The organism is Acinetobacter sp. YH01003, from assembly GCF_013420525.1.
Classification (GTDB): Bacteria; Pseudomonadota; Gammaproteobacteria; order Pseudomonadales; family Moraxellaceae; genus Acinetobacter; species Acinetobacter towneri.
Map to the genome: position 1 here is coordinate 21,498 of NZ_VOXY01000018.1, position 18,060 is coordinate 39,557.

Genomic DNA, 18,060 nt, shown 5'->3' on the forward strand with positions numbered 1-18,060 from the left:
TTTATATACGAGGATTGCGCAGGTTTAGCCACCTGCTGCTGAGTTTTGATTGGGTTGGTAGTAGGCACGTTGTCCATAAATATAGGTCGCATGAATATTACGGTCATCTGCTAAAGTAATGAGGGCAAATAATGCATCTTCAAGATGTTTGGAACGTTGTTGTCGTAAGCGTTGTAAAGCGGTGGCATTTAAATCCAGCACCACAAAATCGGCTTCTTTGCCTACCTTAAAATTCCCCAGCTTATCGTCTAAGTCCAAAGCTTTGGCAGCACCTAATGTGGCGTGATACAACGCTTCAAAAGCAGAGAGTTTTGCCCCTTGCAGTTGTTGTACTTTATAGGCTTCATTGAGGATATGCAGTACATTAAACGTGGTGCCTGCGCCAATATCTGTACCTAAACCGACCTTCACCTGTCGCTCCCAAGTTTTATGCAGCGGAAATAAACCGCTGCCCAAAAATAAATTGGAGCTTGGACAAAAGGCAATTGCAGAATTGGTATGATGCAGACATTGCCATTCATGTTCTTCTAAATGCACACAATGCGCAAAAACCGAACGTGAACCTGTTAAACCATAGTGATGATAAACATCTAAATATCCATTTTGCTCTGGAAATAATTGTTTCACCCACGCAATTTCATTGTGATTTTCACTTAAATGGGTATGTACATAAACATCGGGATATTCGGCTTTGAGTTGCCCTGCCCGCGCCAGTTGCTCAGGGCTAGAAGTCGGTGCAAAACGTGGCGTAATCGCGTAGAGATTACGTCCTTTTCCATGCCATTTTTCAATCAACGCTTTAGAGTCTGTATAGCCTGAGTCTGCACTGTCACACAATGCTTCAGGTGCATGCCGATCCATCAGCACTTTACCTGCAATTAAACGCATTTGATGTTGTGCTGCCGCTTCAAACAACGCATCTACCGATTCAGGATGTACCGTACAAAACACCAAAGCTGTGGTGGTGCCATTTTTCAGTAATTCCTGCACAAAAAATTGTGCAATCTGATCTGCATAGGCTTTATCTGCAAATTGCAGTTCAGTCGGAAAAGTATAAGTATTCAGCCATTCCAGTAATTGTTCACCATACGCGCCAATCATTTCAGTCTGTGGAAAATGAATATGGGTGTCGATGAAGCCAGGCACAATGAGATGGTCAGGATAATGATGGAACTCTGTGTTGGCGTTTAGCTTTGCCTGCCCTTCTTGCCATGAACCAAACCACTGAATTTTGCCTTGTTCGCAAATTAACAAGCCATCGTCTACATAACGGACTTGTTCTGAAATTTGATCGGCTTGGCTGGTACAGTTTTTGAAATCAAGAAAGCGACCACGAATTGCGGTGCGTTGTACAGGAGATGGCATAAAACAACCTACATTTTTCATTTTTCAAGAGATTGTACCTTAAATGTAGCTTGCAGCAGTACGATAAAATTTATCGTACGGTAAATTAAAACTTGGTGAAATGAATACAAAAAGCCTTCTCGAAAGAAGGCTTGCAACGATGGTGGGGATTATTAAATTTTATAATGTGGTTTCATGGTGTTTTCGACTATGTCGAATTGATAACCACGCAGTGATTGTCAGCACAAGTACAATAAAGCCGAGTGAAATCCAGATAGGCATGTGGAATACATCTAACATCAGCATTTTAAAGCCAATAAATAGTAAAATTAAACCCAGTCCATACGGTAAATAATGCATTTTAGTGGCTGCGCCTGAGAGCAAGAAAAACATGGCACGTAAGCCCAAAATAGCCATAAGATTTGCAGTGAGTACAATAAACGGATCGGTAGTCACGGCAAAAATTGCAGGGATAGAATCCACGGCAAAAATAACGTCAGATGCTTCGACCAAAATTAAAACTAAAAATAATGGCGTTGCCCAAAGTACACCATTTTGGCGCACAAAAAACTGATCTTTTTCCAGTGTTGGGGTAATACGCATGTGTTTGCGTAGCCATTTCAACAACGCCATATCTTCAATATTGCTGGCTTCTTGCTCTGGACCTTTTAAGAATTTAAAGCCTGTGTAGACCAAAAATGCGCCAAAAATATACAAAATCCAGGAGAATTCTTGTACAAACCAAGCTCCAATAAAAATAAAAATGGTTCTGAGAATAATTGCGCCCAGTACGCCGTAGAGTAAAATTTTACGCTGTAAGCCCGGTGGGATGGCGAATGCGGCGAAGATCATCAACCAAACGAATACATTATCAATCGCCAGTGATTTTTCCAGCAAATAACCCGCAAAGTATTCCATGACTTTGGTGTTGGCGACTTCTAGCCCAACGCTGTGTTTAAGATACAGCCATAAACCGCCACCAAATAAAGCTGCCACACTGACCCAGGCGATACTCCAATACGCAGCGGTTTTGACTTTGACCGATTCGCCTGCTTTTTGTTTAAAGCCTAAGAAGTCAATGGCGAGCATGACTGCAACAATTGCAAAAAAGACCAGATATAGCCATAAATTGCCGATGGATTCCATACAATCTCCACATCCAACAACTGGCCACAAAAAAACCTTGACCTGTCGTCAGATGATTTCAAACATCTGTAACAACATGATCAAGGTCTTGCCTACATAGAGCGGACTTGTATCAACAAGTATGTGCACTATGCTCAGCGTCCGACTTTTTGCAAAGTGTAATGACGAAACGCTGACACGTTAAAGTTATATTTTAACGCTTGGAGGAGGCTACTCCCCTTGTTCAACATAATTTGGGATTAGGACGCTGCCTAAATCTGCGTAAAGAATTACATAATTTTAAGTGTTGTGCAATTTATTCTGTATGGTAAATCACTTTAATTTGTACAAATTCAGCACAATATTTCGTAAAGAGTGTGGCAAATTGAAAAAATAGATTTAGTTTGATAGGTGGACTTATGCAAATTCAACATCAAGAAACCCAACGCGGTGGCGAGTTTTTTATTGAACGAGATGGTCGGCATATCGCTGAAATTACTTATCAATATCAAGATGATCACACTATTTTAGCAGATCACACTTGGGTCGATCTGACATTACGAGGTCAAGGGGTTGCCCGTCAGCTATTAGATATTTTGGTCGCCTTTGCACGTGAAAAGCAGCTAAAAATTGTACCCGTGTGCTCTTATATTGAGACGGCTTTTGAAACAGATACACAATATGCTGATGTCGTGGCTTAAAAGTCTTTCTACGTTGAAATAATCTAATGTGTTGGTATTAAAACAGCATGCAGACTTCGTCTGTCGTGCAGTCTAAAATTTTCTTGAAAATATTATAAAAGCCCAAAAAAGCCAATCCACAGCGCGTAGATTGGCTTTTTTGTAACATAGTTAAGCCAAGATTATTCGTAATTAATCATCACTTTCATGGCATTTTCATCTGAAGCATGTTTAAACACATCATAGGCTTTTTCAAATTCAGAGAATTTAAAATGGTGCGTTGCCAGTTTTTCTAAAGGTAATTTGCCTGAACAGCAGGTTTTTAACAGCATGCCTGTCGTATTGGTATTCACCAAACCCGTAGTGATGGTCAGGTTTTTAATCCAGAGTTTGTTTAACTCAAAATTTACCGACTTACCATGTACGCCCACATTGGCAATATGTCCGCCCTCTTTCACGACATTTTGGCAAATATCCCAAGTGGCTTCGACACCTACAGCTTCCATGGCACAGTCTACCCCGCGACCACCTGTAATCTCTAAAATACGTTGTACCGCATCTTCTTTGGCAGAGTTAATGGTATGGGTTGCACCCAACTCTTTTGCCATCGCCAAGCGGTTATCGTCCATATCGACTGCGATAATTTGTGCAGGAGAATAGAACTGTGCGGTAAGCAGACAACCCATGCCAATTGGACCTGTACCCACAATTGCAATGGTATCACCAGGTTTAACATTGCCGTATTGCACACCAATTTCATGTGAAGTTGGCAATACATCAGACAAGAAAACCGCAACTTCTTCATTTAAACCTTCAGGCAGCAAATATAAAGAAGTGTCTGCAAATGGAGTACGGACATATTCAGCATGAGTACCATCAATCATATATCCCATGATCCAACCGCCTTCATTTTGGCAGTGTGCATAGAGTTGTTTTTGACAGTTTTCACAAGTACCACAACGGCTGACACAAGAAATAATGACCTTGTCGCCTTTTTTGAAATTTTTGACTGCCGAACCGACTTCTTCAACAATCCCGATACCTTCGTGACCTAAAATACGGCCATCAAATAGCCCTGTCTTGGCAACTGCAGTGTCTTGAATTTCTGGGTTTTTACCTTTCCAAATACCTAAGTCAGTACCGCAAATTGTAGTTTTGGTGAGACGAATCACGGCATCTGTTGGTTGTAAAATTTCTGGACGTGGGCGTTCTTCAAAACGAATATCATTGGCGCCGTGGTAGACCATGGCTTTCATTGTTTTTGACATTGTGACCATCCTTCTTAGTAATAATGATGAAAGACATCCAGCAGCCAACCTGTAGCAACCGTCATGCTCGCAGGATGTAATCTTTTTAAAGTAACAGGTCAAGATGACAAGTTCATGAGCAGTATTGTTGCTTTTAATAATTATAATATATAAATTTATAATTAATATAAAAATCCCCTATTTTTTTCCAAAAACAGGGGATTTTTTTTGAAAGAGTTTTAAATCAGTTTAAGCGATTTTAAGCCGTGTGTTGCAACGCTTGAATGAGTTTTTGATGTAAACCACCAAATCCACCATTTGACATAATCACCACTGCATCGCCCTCACCTGCTTGGCTCACGATGTTTTGAATAATTTCATCCAAAGTATTGGCCACCACCGCATGATTGCGAGCAGCCGCAACCACAGGCTGTAAATCCCAGTCTAAACCTTCAGGTTGATACCAAATTACAGCATCCGCCAAACGTGCCGAATCCGCCAAGCCTTCTTTATGACTGCCCATGCGCATGGTGTTGGAACGTGGCTCAATAATCGCCCAAAGCTTACGTTCACCCAAACGCTTACGTGCGCCGTCCAGTGTGGTTTCAATTGCGGTTGGATGGTGGGCAAAGTCATCATAGACTTCAATGCCGCGTATGGTGCCTAATAACTCCATACGGCGTTTCACCCCACCAAAATTGGACAGTGCTGTACATGCGGTTTCGATTGCAACCCCAACATGCTCTGCTGCGGCGATGGTTGCCAAGGCATTGGCGACACTGTGTTGCCCTGTCATATTCCAGCGCACTTCACCTTGTAGCACACCATTTTTCAGAACTTTAAAATGTGAACCATCTGCTGCAAGTTGTTCTGCATACAGTTCCGCTTGTGGATCTGCATTGAGCGAAGTACGTAGCACAGGTGTCCAGCAACCCATTTCTAACACTTCATCAATATGGGTTTCTGTAATTGGGGCAATAATGCGTCCTTCACTTGGGATGGTACGCACCAAATGATGGAATTGTTTTTGAATTGCAGCTAAATCATCAAAAATATCGGCATGGTCAAATTCAAGGTTATTTAAAATGGCGGTTTTAGGATGGTAATGCACGAACTTGGAGCGTTTATCAAAAAATGCAGAGTCGTATTCATCGGCTTCGACACAGAAATATTTACCTGCACCCAAACGTGCACTTTCACTAAAGCCTAACGGAACGCCGCCAATTAAAAAGCCCGGTTCCAAGCCTGCCTGATCCAATACCCACGCCAACATGGTGGTGGTGGTGGTTTTGCCGTGCGTGCCTGCAACGCCCAGTACGTGTTTTCCTTGCAAGACATGATCGGCCAAAAATTGCGGGCCAGAAATATACGGTAAACCTGCATTCAGCATGTATTCAACCGCATCAATCCCACGTTTCATGGCATTGCCCACAATCACTAAATCTGGATGCGGTTGTAAATGGCTGCGGTCATAACCTTGCATTAAGGTAATGCCTGCATTTTCCAGTTGAGTCGACATCGGTGGATAGACGTTTTGGTCTGAACCTGTGACGGTATGTCCTAAATCGCGGGCCAAAAGTGCCAATGAGCCCATAAATGTGCCACAAATACCCAAAATATGCAGATGCATTCCGCCTTACTCCACTGCTTTTATAGACACATCACGTATTTTTGTGCTGTTGTCGTGATTAACTTGATTTGAAGCAACGATAGCAAGGGTTTTGGCGAAAAGATAGTGATTCTTGTATCTCCTTTCAGGGATTTTTCAGCGCTGAATCTGCGCCAAACGATGTAAAAAATTGCTGCTCTTGCATTTTTCATGGCAAATAGCTCGTAAAATAAAACTGAATTTTTAAGATAGTACGACACAATGTCTTCAGCATTTTTACTTTTGGTGGTTGCAAACTGTTTTATGACCTTGGCGTGGTATGGTCATCTCAAGTTTTTACCACATGATGCGCCGCTGTGGCAGGCTATTTTATTCAGTTGGGTGATCGCCCTGTTTGAATACAGTTTGATGATTCCTGCTACCCGTTTGCTGGCGCAGCATGGCTGGGCGGTAGGTCAAATGAAAATTACCCAAGAAGTTGTGACTTTATTGGTGTTTGTCCCGTTTATGATTTTTTTGTTTAAGCAACCTTTTAAACTGGATTATTTATGGGCAGCTTTATGTTTATGTGGCTGCGTATATTTTGTGTTTCGAGCATCTTAAAATGGTGCTTTTGCATGGCTTAAACAGCTCGCGTAGCTGCAATGGTGTGAGCCTGTGGTTAATTATTAGAAAATAACCAGATAAAAATAATCAAAAAAGTCGGTTGAGTCGCCGTGTTCAATTTTAACAAGTCGAAAAATCAGTCTATAATGTGGAGTTCTTATTCAAGCTTGGCTTTCTCGCCTGAATTTCTCTTTCCTTAGTTTCGTTTCTGGAATATTTGTAATGAACGCGGCCGCTGCACAAGACGCTCCTCTCGTTGGAATTATCATGGGTTCTCAATCGGATTGGGCAACTCTCGAACACACTGCCAATATGCTGAAGCAGCTTGGTGTCCCATTTGAAGCGGAAGTCGTTTCTGCACACCGTACCCCAGATCGCTTATTTGAATATGCTGAGCAAGCGCGTGATCGTGGCATTCAGGTGATTATTGCAGGCGCTGGTGGTGCCGCACACTTACCAGGTATGTGTGCAGCTAAAACTGATTTACCTGTTTTGGGTGTGCCAGTGAAATCTTCAATTTTAAATGGTGTCGATTCATTACTTTCAATTGTGCAAATGCCTGCAGGTATTGCCGTAGGTACATTGGCGATTGGTCCTGCGGGAGCAACCAATGCGGCAATTATGGCAGCCCAAATTTTAGGTTTAACCCGTCCAGAAATTGCACAAAATGTTGCCAATTTCCGTGCCGCGCAAACTGAGAAAGTTTCAAGCAACAATATTCCAGGTCAGGCTTAAGCGGGACAATTACTATGGATAAGACCATCGGTATTTTTGGTGGCGGTCAATTGGGTCGCATGATGGCACAAGCGGCTTTACCCTTAAATATTCAATGTACCTTTTTTGAAGCCAGTCCAGATTGCCCAGCGGCAACCTTGGGTCAGGTTTTTGCCAGCAAAAGCGAAAATAGCCTACAAGATTTTATACACAGTGCCGATGTATTCAGCCTTGAGTTTGAAAATACTCCGTTGGCTGATGTTGATGTATTGATTAAGCACAAAGACTTGCATCCACCACGTCAGGCTTTGGCAATTGCCCAAAACCGCTTGCTGGAAAAAGGCTTATTTGATGAATTGGCGATTCCTGTTGCGCCGTACCAAGCCGTCAACTCGCTGGAAAGTTTACAGGCTGCTGTAGCTGAACTCGGTCTGCCAATTGTGCTAAAAACCGCAACAGGCGGCTATGATGGCAAAGGTCAGTTTGTACTGCGCAGTGCAGATCAGATTGAACAAGCATGGGCAGAACTTGGCCCTGCAGGCAGCTTGATCGCAGAAAGTTTTGTTACTTTTTCACGTGAAGTATCTATTATTGCGGTGCGTGGTCAAAATGGTGAAGTAAAAACTTGGCCATTGGCAGAAAACCATCATCACAACGGTATTTTGTCGCATTCGATTGTCCCTGCACCAAACAGCGCTGACTTGCAGCCTGCGGCACAAGACTATATCATTCGCCTGCTCAATCACTTGAATTATGTAGGTGTGTTGACGTTAGAGCTATTTGTCACTGACAAGGGCTTGTATGCCAACGAGATGGCACCTCGTGTGCATAACTCAGGTCACTGGTCAATTGAAGGCGCGGTGTGTTCGCAGTTTGAGAACCATATTCGTGCTGTAGCAGGTTTACCGTTAGGCTCAACTGAAGTGGTACGTCCAACGGTGATGGTCAATATTATTGGTCAGCATCCCAAAACTGAAGATGTGTTGGCATTGAATGGCGCACATTTGCATTTGTACAATAAAACTGAGCGTGAAGGTCGTAAACTTGGGCATATTACTTTAATGCCGAATGATGCTGCTGAGTTGACAGATTTATGCCGCCAATTGGCAAAAATTTTGCCAAATCCATTGGCGCTCAGTGCTGATATGAGCTTGTAAATTTAAAAATGACGCCAAAGCGCTCATCACGATGAGCGCTTTTTTATGCTCTCACATTTTTTATTCTGCCCATTTTTAAGGTGTTCTACCGTTAATCTGTCTAGGATTGACGCTGTAATTTTAGGTTGATTAAGATAGATCAGGCTGAATAAGCAACCATCACCGTAGCAAAGCAATACTTAAAATAAAAATGCGCACAAGTCTGATGGGAAACAGATGATAATTATGAATTCAAAACTTTAAATTCAAATAGCGCGTTTTAAATTTAAAGCGATGCTTCAACTTTGAATTTAAATATCAGAAATGAATTTAAAGATAGATCTGCAGTTTTGAATTTAAATAAAGTAGCGGCTCTTTTGATCTTTAAATTTAAAAAGCTACTTTTAAATTCAAAGTAATACATCGTAAATATGTAGTGAATGTCGTGTTTTGTGGATAACTTGGGTTGGTTTAATTTGAATTTAAACTTTTAAATTTAAAAGTCTTATCATGTGTTGTGATTTTGAATTTAAAAATGTGAGATGCCGTACTTGTGGATAAGTGTTTTAAATTTAAAACGAGAAAATGAATTTAAAACTGTGTAAATGAATTTAAAGTTACAGATTTTCATCTGATCTCTGTGGCTGAAGGTGTTATGGTAAAGCCAAGATTTAAATTCAAAACACATCAAAGGGTATTATGCATCGTTTCGCTGTGATTTTTGCGACAGCTGCAATGGCAGCTACTCAGGTTCAGGCAGAACTGATTATCAATGGAAAATCTGTCACCGTAACACCAACGGTCAGTACATCTGCAAATTTTCAACCACAAAACCATTTTCAAAGTTGTTTGGCCAATTTACGCAGCCAAGCCATTGCCAAAGGGGTGAGTGGCAGCAGTTATGATCGCTATACTCAAAATCTCAGCCCAGATTATTCCGTCATTGAGCGTTTAAATTACCAACCTGAATTTTCTACGCCAATCTGGGATTATCTCTCAGGCTTGGTCGATGATGAGCGCGTGCAGGCAGGACAGCAGAAATTGGCACAGCACCGTGATGTGCTCAATCGTGTTGCAGCAGCCTATGGCGTACCTGCAGAAACCGTAGTGGCGGTTTGGGGTGTAGAAAGTAACTTTGGTGCGATTTCAGGATCCTATCCATTATTGCAAGCGCTAGGTACCTTGAGCTGTGAAGGACGCCGTCAAAGCTATTTCCGAGGTGAGTTTTTTACCACCATGCGTTTATTGCAACGTGGTGATGTCACTGAATCACAATTAAAAGGCTCATGGGCAGGGGCGTTTGGGCATACTCAGTTTATGCCATCGACCTATGATGAGTTGGCGGTCGATTTTGATGGTGATGGTCGCCGTGACTTAGTATCTAGTATTCCAGATGCTTTGGCTTCCACCGCTAACTTTTTAAAACGTCGCGGCTGGCAAACAGGGCAGCCGTGGGGCTTTGAAGTCAAAGTGCCTGCAGGCATGTCTTTGAGTGGTGAAGGGCGACGCAATAAAAAATCCCTCAGCAGTTGGGTTAATCGTGGGTTGACTCGTGCAGATGGTTCGGCATTAATTCAGGGCAATTTATCGGGCAGTAGTCAGGCAGGCTTGATGGCACCTGCAGGTGCGAATGGCCCTGTATTCTTAGTGTTTAGAAACTTCGATGCCATTTATAGCTATAACGCAGCAGAAAGTTATGCCTTAGCGATTGCGCATTTATCAGATCGTTTAATGGGGCAGTCTGCATTCCGCACCGCTTGGCCAACCGATGATGCAGGTACATCCCGCGCAGAACGCCGTGAAATTCAACGCTTTTTGTTAAGTCGTGGTTATGACATTGGTGAAGTGGATGGTTTAATTGGCGACAAAACCCGTCAAGCGATTCGTCAGGAACAGACTCGACTCGGCTTGGCTGCAACAGGTCGGGCAGGGCAGCAAATTTTAAGAGCGTTTCGTAATGAAGCGGCCAAACAAATGATGCAATAAGTTGTTGCGATTGCATAAAAAAGGTCTGCAAATGTGCAGACCTTTTTAATTTTTGTCTTAAAACAGGGGATTAAGGTTCAATTTTCACTGCTTCAAGCAAATCAAAAATCACAGTCGTGACATCTTGGCTTAATTCTTTGTTATTAAAAATTTCATAAGCTGAAATGGTGATGTCGGTATCACTTGGCAGCAAACGCTGTTCTTCTTCAATCAGGTGTTCAATTGGTAATAAGGTCTGTCTAACCTCAAGATGCAAAATATCTTTGTATTCAATATTTTCATCTTCAAGTTCAATCACTTGCTCATTAAAATACGGCAATAAAATCGAGTGGAGACAAGGTTGAAGCTCAACAATATCAAAAATTTCGATATCACGGCTTTGTTCAATCGTGCTGATGTGGTCATTTACTTCAATCAGGATATGGTAGTAACTCACATGAATCTCCACAGATCGTTCAGGGTTATACAGAGCCTTCACAATAACATGAAATGAGTAAATTTGCTGCCTTTGCACGTGTAATGGATATGCAACTATCGTACAGGGTGAGGGGAGTTTTGTGTTTTAGTCACTTCAGTTTGCCAGATTGCTCAATGCCGTGCATGGAGTAAATCGAGATCGGCAGGGCGCAGTTGGAAATTCTGCAACTGCTGATCTTTTAGCATTGGATACATTAAGGCATAAGGGTCGTTATGGTGTGCTAAACCTAAAGCATGGCCGAATTCATGCGCCAAAGTTAAGCGTAAATCATCTTTAGATTGAAATTCATAAATCCGAATGGCCTGACCATCAAAGCTGCCTTTATCAAATAAACGTGGCTGAAAACGTGCATTAAATTGCTGGATGGAAATATCAATGTCCTGATTGAGTTGATTGAGGGCATCGACTTGTTGGTTGAGTTGGTTAATTTGTTGATTAAATTGCGCCATTTCGTGTTCTAAACTCCACATGTTTTGCTGGATTTCTTGTTTTTTGGCTGCAAAAACTTCCTGTTGCGAAGGATGTAGCCCACCACTTTGGTTAATTTGCTGTACTTGACGATTGTATTGTTCAAGTTGTTGTTCAAATAGCATTTTTTTTGCATCAAGCTGTTGATTTTTATCTGCAATTTCTTGTTTTAGTGCTTGAATATTTTGGTTTTGATTGCTCCAGTGTTGTTGGCGTTGTTCAATGGCTGTAAGTTGCTGTTGTCGTTGGTTGGATTCATCTTGATGTTGATCATAAATCAAGTGAATGGCGAGCTTGGCATTTGGATCATATACAAAATAATCCTGTCCCGTCCCTTGTGTCCAGATCAGGGTGGCTTCCTGACTTAGTTGTAGTACATCGGCATGGCTTAAGCCAAAACGCGGATCGATTTCTCCAATACGATAACGTAAGCGAGTATCTAAAGGATGTTGCAAACTATCCAGTACTGTATTGTGTCGTGTATGAGGATGTTGAATATTTTGATAAATCAGCAAGATAGAAAACAGTATGATTGCACCCAATAGAAACAAACGCATTGCTAGCGGCATCCTTTTTTGGGTTTACTGTAGCCGAAAGTAGGGCAGAAACTCAATCTATTTGCAGTTAGAGCATCATTTTATCTATTGTACTCGGTTGAGCGTCCAATTGTCTGTGCTCTTTCATTTAAATCTTGAAGTCAGTGTATGGATATCGAAAAGAAAAACCGCGCTGCAATTGCTTGCAGCGCGGTTTTTGATGTGCGTTAAAGCGACAAATTATTTTTTATCATCTTTGACTTCAGTGAATTCAGCATCCACAACGCCATCATCGGCTTTTTGTTGACCTGCGTCACCGCCAAATGCATTTGGGTCGAAACCTTGTGCACCGCCTTGACCTTGTGCAGCTTCATACGCACGTTGCGTAATTGGCATGATGATGTTTTGCAATGCTTCAGTTTTTGCTTTGATTGCATCTACATCATTTTCTTTGGTTGTCGCTTCAAGCTCAGTGACTGCAGTTTCAATCGCAGTTTTTTCATCGGCAGTCACTTGTTCACCAAGGTCTTTTACTGCTTTTTGAGCAGAAGAAACTAAAGCATCCGCTTCGTTACGTGCTTTTGCAAGTTCTTCAAACTTACGGTCTTCTTCAGCATTTGCTTCAGCATCTTTAATCATCGCTTCAATTTCAGCATCGCTCAAACCAGAGTTTGCTTTAATTTGAATCGATTGTTCTTTGCCTGTGCTCTTGTCTTTTGCAGACACTTTCAAGATACCGTCAGCGTTAATGTCGAACGAAACTTCAATTTGTGGCACACCGCGTGGCGCTGGTGGAATGTCACCTAATTGGAAGTTACCCAACAATTTGTTTTGTTGAGCCATTTTACGCTCACCTTGGTAAACTGAAATGTCTACTGCAGGCTGGTTGTCTGCCGCTGTTGAGAACACTTGAGATTTCTTCGCAGGAATCGTGGTGTTTTTCTCAATGATTGGCGTCAACACGCCACCCATAGTTTCAATACCAAGCGTTAACGGAGTTACGTCTAGAAGCAATACGTCAGTTTTGTCACCAGACAATACGGCACCCTGAATTGCTGCACCAATTGCAACAGCTTCGTCTGGGTTTACGTCTTTACGTGGCTCTTTGCCAAAGAATTCTTGTACTTTTTGTTGTACAAGTGGCATACGTGATTGACCACCCACCAAAATCACGTCAGAGATGTCAGAAGTTGAAAGTCCTGCATCTTGTAGCGCAACTTTACATGGCTCAATGGTACGAGCGACTAAATCAGCAACCAAACCTTCAAGTTTGGCGCGAGTCACGTTCATCACCAAGTGCTTCGGACCTGTTGCGTCTGCAGTGATATATGGCAAGTTGATTTCAGTCGCATTTGAAGATGAAAGCTCGATTTTTGCTTTCTCAGCCGCTTCTTTCAGACGTTGTAATGCCAATGGATCTTGTTTCAAGTTGAAGTTTTGCTCTTTTTTGAACTCTTCAACCAAGTATTCGATCAAGGCATTGTCAAAGTCTTCACCACCAAGGAAGGTATCACCGTTGGTTGATAACACTTCAATTTGTTGGTCGCCATCAAGGTCTGCAATTTCAATGATCGATACGTCAAAAGTACCACCACCCAAGTCATATACAGCAACTTTACGGTCGCCTTCTTTCTTGTCCATACCAAATGCAAGCGCAGCAGCAGTTGGTTCGTTGATGATACGTTTAACTTCTAAGCCTGCAATTTTACCCGCATCTTTGGTTGCTTGGCGCTGTGCATCGTTAAAGTACGCAGGTACAGTAATCACGGCTTCAGTAACTGTTTCGCCCAAATAATCTTCGGCAGTCTTTTTCATCTTTTTCAAAGTTTCTGCAGAAATTTGCTGTGGTGCAAGTTTCTTGTCATTCACTTCAACCCAAGCATCGCCATTGTCTGCTTTGATGATTTTGTAAGGCACAAGACCAATGTCTTTTTGTACCGCTTGGTCTTCATAACGACGACCAATCAAACGCTTAATTGCGAATAATGTGTTTTTCGGGTTAGTTACAGCCTGACGCTTTGCAGATTGACCTACAAGAATTTCGCCATCTTTATAAGCAATAATAGATGGAGTTGTACGTGCGCCTTCTGCGTTTTCAATTACTTTAACTTTGTCGCCTTCAAGTACCGCTACACATGAGTTAGTTGTACCTAAGTCAATACCAATGATTTTAGCCATTTGGATGTTTCCTCAAAAATTCTTTTGCAATGTTTTCACTTGTTATTCGATATGAGAGCCAATCAAAATTTTTCAAGTTGTTTAGATGAAAATTTTTTATCAACTCTCGATTTTATAAGGCTTAAGCGCCAACCATCACCATTGCAGGGCGGAGTAAGCGACCATGTAAGGTGTAGCCTTTTTGTAATACGTTGCCAATTTCATTGGCTTTTGCATTTGGATCAATCCCTACGGCTTGATGCAGGTCTGCATTGAAACCATTGGCTGTATCAATCACCACCACACCAAACTTTTCTAAAGTGGTCAGTAATGATTTCAAGGTCAGTTCCACACCTTCAGACAAGGCAGTTTTTTCATCACCATTGGCGGCAATAGCACGCTCAAGGTTGTCTACAGAATCCAATAATTCTTTAGCAAACTTTTCTAAAGCAAACTTTTTAGCTGTATCTGCTTCACGTTCTAAACGCTCTTTGGTTTTTTCCGCTTCGTAAACTGCATTGGCAGTACGTGCTTTTTCCAATTTTAGGTTTTCTTCAAGTTTGCTCAGTTGTTCTTGTAAAGACTCAACGGAAACTTCTGCTTGCTCAGTATCTTGCGCTGTTTGTTGTTCCGTCTGCTCTAGCTCAAGGTCTTGAGTTTGTTCGTTCTGCTCAGTTGCCATTGATTTACTCCGTTTAAATGGGTTTTTAAACATGTACAGTCCTTTGGCGTCAGTGCTAACTGCGTTATTGCTGAACTGCCATGGTTAGAGAAGTTCGTAATTAGCTAAGAAATCGGGGCAGGGCAGGCAAAATTCAAGCGTGCCAGTAGATTAATTTTCATTGCCATGAAATTTGGTCAAAAAAATACATTTTGAATCAAGATGTCGGCGGATGAATGAAGCAAATTAAACTTTGAAACTTATAATATTTTTTTGTTTAAAAAAGTATGGTAATAGGGAGCTGATTATTCAGCTAAACCAGTGCTTTTATTACGGAGATAGCTAAAAACACTGTTTTATCAACAGGATTCGACTGGGTGTTTGTTCACTATATTGTGCATGCGTATGATTAGAGTTTTTAAGTTTTGGTTGATTAATCGCTAAAACAGCTTAATCGAGAGTAATTATATATTTTACACAAAACCTAACACTGCTTATTCTTTGCGCATAGATGCTATATCGCTGTAGTTTCTTGTGTATTGCTAAATGTGTTTTCGGGGCTTATCTAACTTCTGAATAAGCCCTTTTTTTACCTCATTTGTTTTGCTTTGCTGCAAGACTCAATCACGATCACGTCGTTGTTCACGGTCTTTACGGTTTTCCTGCCAGCGCTTTTGTTGTGCATCACGTTGTTGTTGCCAGCGTTTACGTGCTTCCTCACGCTTTTTTTGTTCAGCTTCAATTTGCTGCTTACGCTTTTGCTCAAGCTGTTTACGCTGCTGTTCCGATAAGCGTTTACGCTGCTCTGCTAAACGTTGTCGCTCTTGTTCATAGCGTTGTTGCTGTAATTGCTGTTGTCGTTTTTGTTCCCATTCACGACGTTCTAGTTCACGTTTACGACGCTCTAACTCAACCCGATTTTTACCTTGTTGATATTCCCAACGCTGCCGATCATTGTCATAACGTCGATGATCATCATCATAGCGTGGCTCATATCGTCCATCGTAGTAACCTTCGTCAGGCACGACTACGCAACCTACGGCTAAAAAAGCAGTCGCACATGAAAGTAAGATTAATTTTTTAGTCATGCTCTGCCTCCTGAGCTGATGAGGTGAATTTGTCTGAAACATCAAACATAGACTGCAATAGTGTCAATGACAGCGTCATAAAAGCAGGGTAGCGTATAGGTAATTTGAATGTGTATAACGATTGAAGCACTTGTATAACAAAATGGTCACTGTGCTGTTGATCATGAAGAAATTATGAAGCGTTTAGGCAAATCATGCAGACATATAAAAAGGAACAGGCATGCAAATTTTGAATTCATCTCTCAAAAATAAATTGCACAAAGGACAAGGTGCTGCTGCACGTGCATTAAATAAGTTACCAAGTCGAGTACATCATACTTTGGCTCAAGCTTTGGGTTATCCGTATCATTATCCAGACCTTGATCCATTTATTAAATGCATGATGGCGGCACAATTAAAACAAGGGAAAATTGGTTTTATTGGTGCTGACCCTGTACAGTCTAGACAGGCATTTGATCGACAAATGCAATCTATTCTGAGCACTCCAACTGCGGTCAAACGAGTTGAAGAAATCCGTTTAAACTTAGCCAGTGGCAATATCGCAGCGCGTTATTATCATCCTGCACCACATAAAAAATTGCCTTTAATCGTGTTTTATCATGGTGGTGGTTTTGTGGTGGGTGGTTTAGACAGTCATGACGAATTTTGCCGCTTAATGGCGGTACATGCCCATGCACAAGTGTTGAGTGTGGAATATCCACTCGCGCCTGAAGCTAGTCCACAGCAGATTATTCAAGTCTGTGAAGATGCTTTGGCATGGGCATATCAACATCGTCGAGAAATGAAAATTTTAAAAAATCGCATAGCGGTGGCAGGCGATAGTGCGGGTGGTAATATTGCAGCGGTGGTTGCACAGCGTAGTGCTCATTCAGCCTATGCACCTGACGCACAATTTTTAATTTATCCAGCCTTAGATTTTAAGAGTCGCCATCCTTCATTCTTTGCTTATAAAGATGGTTTGGTGTTGACGGGACAAGATATTGATTTTGTCACCCAGCACTATGTCACACAGCATCAGGTCGCTTTGGATGATCCAATCATTTCGCCAACTTTTGGCAAATTGAAAAAACTAGCGCCTGCCTTTGTGGTCACAGCAGGGCATGACGTTTTGCATGATGAAGCTGAAATTTATGCACATAAATTACGTCAACATGCTGTCACGGTAAAATATGTAGAATATTTAGATCAAACACATGGTTTTATTAGCATGACCTTTGTGTCGCGTCGCGCCAAAAAAATCAGCATTGAAATGTGTAAAAACTTTAGAAAATTTTGGGATCGACCACGTAGCTAAACCTTGGGTTGTCTTTGTTAATCTGTTTCACGTGGAACGGTTAAACCAGAGTAGAGATTTCGGCTTCTGGAAAAGTCAGTTCGAACTCAGGCACGTAAAAACCATTGATGAAGCGTGCCTGATTAAAATCAGGAAACAAACTTGGATTCGATTGCCAAGACGCATGTTTGAGTGGGATTAATCTGCCGCGAAAAGAAGGATTAAATTGATAAGATTTCCCTTGCCATGTTTGCTGAATTTTTAAAAGCGCAGCAGGGATGTAATGACTATCAATAAAGCTACGTTGCGTATTGCATTTTTCAAGTTGAATGGCGAATTGCAAATCTGCGTGTTGTATTTTGCAACTCATCTGTCGATCTTGAATATCCCAATCAAAGCTTGCCAGTTCTTTCGGAATACCCCAAAGCTGTTGTCCGTGTTGCACAGAAGACTCAGTTGAAACAAAAATTTTAGGAATGGTAGATAAACGACGCTGCCTAAATAGAGGATGATCTAAAATCAGCAGCTCATCATAAGCGCCAATGGGGCTAGCGTTATAACGTACCCACATGACTTGAACAAGACGCCCTAAAAAAGAAGGTGCTAAGCCAAAAGGCTGTGCCAGATTTAAAAAATGCGGGCTGAGCCAATAATTTAAAATATAGGCTTCACCTTGAAGTTGCCAAGGTGCTGGACACAGTCGGATCTGATCTGAATTATTTTTATCAAATGGAGCGTAAAACTCTGTCCTTCAGGTCAGAGATATAAGCGACACGACATGAAGTGTCGTTTGATTTAACTAAGGACTATTTTTCTTGAGTTTTAATTGTTAATATAAGTACATGAAAACCCTTAAATTACGTATAAAAGACAAACATTGCAAGGTGTTAGACCAACTAGCATCAGAAGTGAACTTCGTCTGGAATTATGTCAATGATTTAGGGTTTAGGCA

The 18,060-nt window shown here is 41.6% G+C and carries 16 protein-coding genes and 1 pseudogene; 7 read left to right on the forward strand and 10 right to left on the reverse strand.

The genetic code is table 11. The annotated features are described in order from the left end of the window. Positions 1-24 precede the first annotated feature (24 nt). Together guaD and FTT70_RS11915 are read right to left on the reverse strand one after the other, a co-directional pair. Positions 25-1,365, reverse strand: a complete 1,341-nt coding sequence (gene guaD, locus FTT70_RS11910) for a guanine deaminase (protein WP_180168649.1) — start codon at positions 1,363-1,365, stop codon at positions 25-27. Between the two features lie 159 nt (positions 1,366-1,524). Beyond that, positions 1,525-2,490, reverse strand: coding sequence for a TerC family protein (locus tag FTT70_RS11915; protein ID WP_104852786.1), 966 nt, complete (start codon positions 2,488-2,490; stop codon positions 1,525-1,527). 398 nt (positions 2,491-2,888) lie between these two features. On the opposite strand from FTT70_RS11915, the gene FTT70_RS11920 reads away from it, so the two are divergent. Beyond that, on the forward strand, positions 2,889-3,170 hold the full coding sequence (locus tag FTT70_RS11920) for a GNAT family N-acetyltransferase (RefSeq protein WP_004969793.1): 282 nt from the start codon (positions 2,889-2,891) through the stop codon (positions 3,168-3,170). Between the two features lie 161 nt (positions 3,171-3,331). Here the strand turns inward: FTT70_RS11920 and FTT70_RS11925 are convergent, their stop codons facing one another. Further along, positions 3,332-4,417 (reverse strand): zinc-dependent alcohol dehydrogenase family protein, encoded by a 1,086-nt coding sequence (locus FTT70_RS11925; protein ID WP_096902007.1) that lies wholly within the window; start codon positions 4,415-4,417, stop codon positions 3,332-3,334. 238 nt (positions 4,418-4,655) lie between these two features. Next, the gene (gene mpl / locus FTT70_RS11930) at positions 4,656-6,026 is read right to left on the reverse strand and encodes a UDP-N-acetylmuramate:L-alanyl-gamma-D-glutamyl-meso-diaminopimelate ligase (protein WP_179990937.1); all 1,371 of its coding nucleotides are present in this window, start codon (positions 6,024-6,026) and stop codon (positions 4,656-4,658) included. Between the two features lie 240 nt (positions 6,027-6,266). Here mpl and FTT70_RS11935 point away from each other — a divergent pair, with 240 nt between their 5' ends. The 4 genes from FTT70_RS11935 (at position 6,267) to FTT70_RS11950 (ending at position 10,447) form a co-directional block, all read left to right on the forward strand. Next, positions 6,267-6,608, forward strand: coding sequence for a DMT family protein (locus FTT70_RS11935; protein WP_004969799.1), 342 nt, complete (start codon positions 6,267-6,269; stop codon positions 6,606-6,608). A gap of 225 nt (positions 6,609-6,833) precedes the next feature. Beyond that, on the forward strand, positions 6,834-7,346 hold the full coding sequence (gene purE, locus FTT70_RS11940; protein ID WP_019836195.1) for a 5-(carboxyamino)imidazole ribonucleotide mutase: 513 nt from the start codon (positions 6,834-6,836) through the stop codon (positions 7,344-7,346). A gap of 14 nt (positions 7,347-7,360) precedes the next feature. Next, positions 7,361-8,482: a 5-(carboxyamino)imidazole ribonucleotide synthase gene (locus tag FTT70_RS11945; protein ID WP_180168650.1), complete on the forward strand. Its 1,122-nt coding sequence runs from the start codon at positions 7,361-7,363 to the stop codon at positions 8,480-8,482. 678 nt (positions 8,483-9,160) lie between these two features. Then, positions 9,161-10,447: a lytic murein transglycosylase gene (locus tag FTT70_RS11950; RefSeq protein ID WP_004969803.1), complete on the forward strand. Its 1,287-nt coding sequence runs from the start codon at positions 9,161-9,163 to the stop codon at positions 10,445-10,447. Positions 10,448-10,517: 70 nt separating this feature from the next. Here FTT70_RS11950 and FTT70_RS11955 read toward each other — a convergent pair whose 3' ends face one another. The 5 genes from FTT70_RS11955 to FTT70_RS11975 all read right to left on the reverse strand — a co-directional run bounded on the left by FTT70_RS11955 (position 10,518) and on the right by FTT70_RS11975 (position 15,835). Further along, on the reverse strand, positions 10,518-10,895 hold the full coding sequence (locus FTT70_RS11955; protein ID WP_162164695.1) for a hypothetical protein: 378 nt from the start codon (positions 10,893-10,895) through the stop codon (positions 10,518-10,520). A gap of 140 nt (positions 10,896-11,035) precedes the next feature. Continuing rightward, positions 11,036-11,950, reverse strand: a complete 915-nt coding sequence (locus FTT70_RS11960; protein WP_180096318.1) for a matrixin family metalloprotease — start codon at positions 11,948-11,950, stop codon at positions 11,036-11,038. Between the two features lie 219 nt (positions 11,951-12,169). Continuing rightward, a complete protein-coding gene (gene dnaK, locus FTT70_RS11965) occupies positions 12,170-14,107 on the reverse strand; it encodes a molecular chaperone DnaK (protein WP_154321227.1) in 1,938 nt (645 codons plus the stop codon). 121 nt (positions 14,108-14,228) lie between these two features. Continuing rightward, positions 14,229-14,801, reverse strand: coding sequence for a nucleotide exchange factor GrpE (gene grpE, locus FTT70_RS11970; protein ID WP_257220042.1), 573 nt, complete (start codon positions 14,799-14,801; stop codon positions 14,229-14,231). A gap of 566 nt (positions 14,802-15,367) precedes the next feature. Then, positions 15,368-15,835 (reverse strand): hypothetical protein, encoded by a 468-nt coding sequence (locus tag FTT70_RS11975; RefSeq protein WP_131261893.1) that lies wholly within the window; start codon positions 15,833-15,835, stop codon positions 15,368-15,370. A 220-nt stretch (positions 15,836-16,055) separates the two neighbouring features. On the opposite strand from FTT70_RS11975, the gene FTT70_RS11980 reads away from it, so the two are divergent. Next, positions 16,056-17,129: an alpha/beta hydrolase gene (locus FTT70_RS11980; protein WP_131261892.1), complete on the forward strand. Its 1,074-nt coding sequence runs from the start codon at positions 16,056-16,058 to the stop codon at positions 17,127-17,129. A 40-nt stretch (positions 17,130-17,169) separates the two neighbouring features. Here the strand turns inward: FTT70_RS11980 and FTT70_RS11985 are convergent, their stop codons facing one another. Then, complete coding sequence (locus tag FTT70_RS11985) at positions 17,170-17,814, reverse strand: acetoacetate decarboxylase family protein (RefSeq protein WP_167846493.1); 645 nt, start codon at positions 17,812-17,814, stop codon at positions 17,170-17,172. Positions 17,815-17,950: 136 nt separating this feature from the next. Here FTT70_RS11985 and FTT70_RS11990 point away from each other — a divergent pair. Then, positions 17,951-18,060, forward strand: a pseudogene (locus FTT70_RS11990) (RNA-guided endonuclease TnpB family protein); the annotation flags it as partial.